The sequence below is a fragment of the Serratia sp. (in: enterobacteria) genome (assembly GCF_046715635.1).
GTDB lineage: Bacteria > Pseudomonadota > Gammaproteobacteria > Enterobacterales > Enterobacteriaceae > Chania.
Map to the genome: position 1 here is coordinate 1 of NZ_JBKJYW010000148.1, position 4,748 is coordinate 4,748.

The window sequence follows — 4,748 nt, forward strand, 5'->3', positions numbered from 1 at the left end:
ATCCACCACGTTGCGCCACGGCAGTAAGCCTTCATGCTGGAAGACCACGCACCGCTCGGCCCCCGGGCCTTTGACGGGGACATCATCCAGCGTAATGCTACCTGCCGTTGGCTCAATAAACCCGGCGATCAAATTCAGCAACGTGGTCTTGCCGCAGCCAGAAGGCCCCAACACCACCACCAATTGCCCTCTGGCTATCTGGAACGACACATCGCGCAGCGCCGCACGCCCCTGATAATCGGCCGAAAGATGGTTAACGTTTAGCATGGCGGATCCCTTACGACTGCGGCGCAGCCTGCACCTGTTTGACAAAGCGGTCGGTCACATAGGCGCTGTAATCACTGTCCACCTGCGGGATCTTGCCTTGTTGCTTGAGGAACTCGGCGGTATCACGAATGGCTTTATCTACCGGCTGGCCTAGTTGAGTGATCTGATCGGCGACCGGCAGGTAGCGGTTACCCTTCACCAGTTCCGGCACCTGCTCTGGCGGCACTCCGCTCAGGCGAGCCAGCGTGTTGAGATTGCTTGAGTCTTTCAGCCACTGCTCCGGCTGTGCCAGATAGGCCTTCTGCGCTTTCAGGGCGCTGGCGGCAAATGCGGTGACGACTTCAGGGTGTTGATCGGCAAAGTCTTTACGGACTACCCACACGTCCAGCGTTGGTGAGCCCCACTGGCCAACCTGCTCGGAATCGGTCAGCACCTTGCCCTGTTTGGCGAGTTCATTGACCACCGGAGCCCATACGTAAGCCCCGTCGATATCCCCACGCTGCCAGGCCGCCGCAATGGCTGGCGGTTGCAGGTTGAGAATTTGCACCTGGTCAGGTTTGATGCCCCAGTGTTTCAGGGAGGCCAGCAGGCTGTAGTGAGTGGTGGAAATGAACGGTACCGCAATGCGCTTACCGATCAGATCCTGGGGAGATTTGATGTCCTTTTTGACCACCAGCGCTTCGGAACTGCCCAGCTGCGAGGCGATCAGAAAAACTTCGATAGGGAGCTTCTGGCTGGCGGCTACGGCCAGCGGGCTGGAGCCGATATTGCCAATCTGCACGTCGCCAGAGGCCAGCGCACGCAACACGCTGGAGCCGCTGTCGAACTTGCGCCAGTCAACGGTCGCGCCAGACTGTTTGGCAAAGCTGTTTTCCGCCTGCGCCACCTTGGCGGGTTCGGCGGAGGTCTGGTACGCCACGGTGACGTCCACTGCCTGGGCACTGGCCGCACCGAGCGATAAAGCCAACAATACTGCACTGCGTAATGAGAAAAGTTTGCTCGCCATGATCCGCTCCGTTGATAAAATTCTGTGCTGTGACCAACAGTTTTATCTGAGCGGCGCTCGGCAATAAAAGAATAAAAAAATCTTCTTTATTACTTATGGCGATATCAATTCCACCCACTCTCCCCCTGCGCGGCTGCTGCGCTGAGCGGCATCAATAAACGCCATCCCTTGTACACCCGTTTCAATCCCTGGTAACAGAGGTGCCGCCGAAGGGCCATCACGCAAACACCGGGCCGCTTCACGGTAAATCTGGCCAAACCCTTCTAAATAGCCTTCAGGATGCCCTGCGGGTACGCGGGCCAGCAGGCGGTTTTCTACATGCTGAAATACCGAGGCGCGGGTGATGCAATAGGCGGGCGCGTCAAAAGGCCGTATCCACAGTTGGTTCGGGTTTTCCTGGCAAAACGCCAGGCTACCTTCACTGCCGTAAACTCGTAACTTCAGCCCATTCTCATGACCACAGGCCACCTGGCTGGCCCAGAGCCGGCCTTTGGCGCCATTGGCATAGCGCATCTGTACCCGCACGTCGTCATCAAGCTTGCGCCCCGCAATGAATGACGTCAGCTCCGCGCTGATCGCCTCAGGCAACATGCCACTGACAAACTCTGCCAGTTGCCAGGCGTGAGTACCTACGTCACCGATACAGCCAGATCCGGCTTTTTCCGGCTGGGCACGCCAACCGGCCTGCTTGTTGTCGGTCAGTTCCAGCGGTTTTGCCAGCCACTGCTGCAGATATTCCACCTCAATGAAGCGGATCTCGCCCAACTCCCCCGCCAATACGCGGCTACGTGCCTCACGCACCAGCGGGTAGGCACTGTAGTTATGGGTCAGGATCAGTTGTCTGCCGCTCTGGCGCACCGTTTGTGCCAGTTGCAGAGCCTCGGCATAAGAGGTGCATAGGGGCTTATCGCAGATCACATCAATTCCAGCGTTGAGAAAGGCGCTGGCTACCGGTGCGTGTAAATGATTCGGGGTCACGATGGCGACGACATCAATCCCATCCTCGCGTGCCGCTTCCGCCAGCGCCATCTGGCTAAAGTCGGCATAGCAGCGATCTGGTTGCAGATGCAGTAGCGCCCCGGTACGCAGACAGTTTTGCCTATCAGAAGAGAAAGCCCCGGCGACCAGTTCAAACTCATCATCCATCCGCGCCGCCAGCCGATGCACCGCGCCGATAAACGCGCCTTCACCGCCGCCCACCATTCCCAGCTTCAATCTCATGATGCATCCTCCACGCCCAGCATGGCTCTTACCCGCGTACGGTCAGTCTCTACTACTGCAAAATCATCAAAGGCCCGTTCCGCTACCGGAATAATATGGCGGGCGATAAAGGCCGCACCTTCGCGTGCTCCGGCCTCCGGCGACTTAATGCAGCACTCCCATTCCAGTGTGGCAACGCCCGGGAAGCCGTACTGCGTCAGCTTGCTGAAAATGGCCGGGAAGTCGATCTGCCCGTCCCCCAGCGAACGGAAGCGCCCAGGTCTTTCCGACCACGGCTGGTAACCGCCATACACGCCGCTGCGGGCGCTGGGGCGGTACTCGGCATCTTTGACGTGAAACGCGCGGATACGTGGGTGATAACAATCGATAAAGCCCAGATAGTCCATCTGCTGCAAATGCAGATGGCTCGGATCGTACAGAATATGGCAGCGGGGATGGCCAACCTTGGCTAGAAAGCGCTCAAAGGTCACGCCGTCATGTAAATCTTCCCCCGGGTGCAGCTCATAACACACATCTACGCCTGCCCGATCGAAGGCGTCCAGGATCGGCAGCCAGCGCTTGGCCAGCTGTTCGAAGGCCTCCTCCAGCAGTAACGCATTATGCGGCGGCCACGGATAGAAATAAGGCCACGCCAACGCCCCAGAGAAGGTCGCATGGGCCGTTAGCCCCAAGCGCTGAGATGCCTGTGCCGCCAGCAACAGTTGCTCCGTTGCCCAAGCTTGCCGCTGCTGAGGTTTGCCCCGGACTTCTGGCGGAGCAAAACCATCGAAGGCCAGATCGTAGGCTGGATGGACGGCGACCAGTTGCCCTTGCAAATGCGTCGACAGCTCGCTGATGCGAATACCGTGCCGCCCAAGCCGGGCAACGATCTCATCGCAATAATCCTGGCTACGTGCCGCCAACGCCAGATCGAAGATAGCCGGCTCAAGCGTGGGGATCTGAACGCTGGTGAAGCCCAGCCCGGCGGCCCACTCCGCCAGGCCATCCAGCGTATTAAACGGGGCCTGCTCGGCGATAAACTGCGCCAGAAACAGTCCTGGCCCCTGCATCGTCTTCATGCTCCTCTCCCTAATATCACCGTACGTTGGCTGCGTACCGCCTCGTCCGCCGCCAGCACCACCCGTAAGCTGTTCAGCGCATCCTGCAGATGCTGATTGAGATCCAGCCCCTCACGAATAGCCTGTAAAAAGTAACGCTGTTCACTCAGGCACAGCGCCAAATGGTCCGGCTCCTCCTGACAATCGATCCAGCGATCTGGCCGCGTAAAGCGGTTCTCGTCATCCAGATCGGCATAATGCACCCGCAATGATTCGGTTTTGGTATGTCCCCCGACATCGTCAGAAGCCATTTCGTGATGACGGGCCACGATTGAAACCGCGCCGCGCGGCCCAATGACGTCTTTCACAAAGTAGGCCGTTTCACTGATCATCGGCCCCCAGCCAGCCTCGTACCAACCGACAGAGCCATCGGCAAACCGCACCTGTAGCTGGCCGTAGTTATACATACCCTGCGGCAGGTCATCGCTTAGCCGGGCGCCGATAGCACTCACGCTGATCGGTTCGGCCTGGGCCATCTGGCACATCACGTCTAGATAATGTACGCCGCAATCGACGATTGGCGACAATGACTGCATCAGGTTGCGATGCACATTCCACATCTGCCCGTGGCTTTGTTGGTTGAGGTTCATCCGCATCACCAAAGGCTTACCCAAACCCCGAGCGAGTTCCACAAACTGCTGCCAGGAGGGGTGATGGCGCAGGATATAGCCCACCACCACCTGTCGTTGTGCCTGATGGGCGGCAGCAATTACCCTTTCAGCCCCTGCTACCGTGGTGGCGAGCGGCTTTTCGATAAACAGATGACATCCCGCCGCCAGCGCCGCCAAGGCGTAGGCTTCGTGGGTGTCCGGATAAGTGGTCAGGCACACGGCATCGGGCCGGGTTTGCGCCAGCGCCAACTCAAAGTCGCTAAAGGTGGGATAACCGCCCCCCAAGCGTTGATTGAGCAGCTCACGGGACTCACCCCGAGCTACCAGCCCGCAGATTGTCACCCCTTCCATAGCGTGGTAGGCCTCAGCATGGGACGCCCCCATATTGCCGCAGCCCACCACCAGCACCCGCAAATCAGCCATCGCGTTTCTCCCCTGCTGGAATATCCCGGTAGTTGAAGGTGAAGTAGATCAGCGCGGCGATCGCCAATGCGCCGAAGGCCGGGTACCACCAGAAGTGCTGCCATTGCGGCAGCGCCGCAGCTC

The 4,748-nt window shown here is 59.0% G+C and carries 5 protein-coding genes; all 5 read right to left on the reverse strand.

The window, feature by feature from the left end:
• On the reverse strand, positions 1-267 hold a 267-nt coding region (locus ACLQ7H_RS07225), incomplete at its 3' end, for an ATP-binding cassette domain-containing protein (protein ID WP_411752076.1).
• A 10-nt stretch (positions 268-277) separates the two neighbouring features.
• Positions 278-1,273: a taurine ABC transporter substrate-binding protein gene (tauA, locus tag ACLQ7H_RS07230; RefSeq protein WP_411752077.1), complete on the reverse strand. Its 996-nt coding sequence runs from the start codon at positions 1,271-1,273 to the stop codon at positions 278-280.
• Positions 1,274-1,366: 93 nt separating this feature from the next.
• Complete coding sequence (locus tag ACLQ7H_RS07235) at positions 1,367-2,494, reverse strand: Gfo/Idh/MocA family protein (RefSeq protein WP_411752078.1); 1,128 nt, start codon at positions 2,492-2,494, stop codon at positions 1,367-1,369.
• A complete protein-coding gene (locus ACLQ7H_RS07240) occupies positions 2,491-3,552 on the reverse strand; it encodes a sugar phosphate isomerase/epimerase family protein (protein ID WP_411752079.1) in 1,062 nt (353 codons plus the stop codon). The genes ACLQ7H_RS07235 and ACLQ7H_RS07240 overlap by 4 nt, the downstream gene beginning before the upstream one ends.
• Positions 3,549-4,625 carry a Gfo/Idh/MocA family protein gene (locus tag ACLQ7H_RS07245; protein WP_411752080.1) on the reverse strand — a complete coding sequence of 359 codons (1,077 nt, stop codon included), beginning with the start codon at positions 4,623-4,625 and terminating at the stop codon, positions 3,549-3,551. Before ACLQ7H_RS07245 ends, ACLQ7H_RS07240 begins: the two co-directional genes overlap by 4 nt.
• Positions 4,626-4,748: the final 123 nt, after the last annotated feature.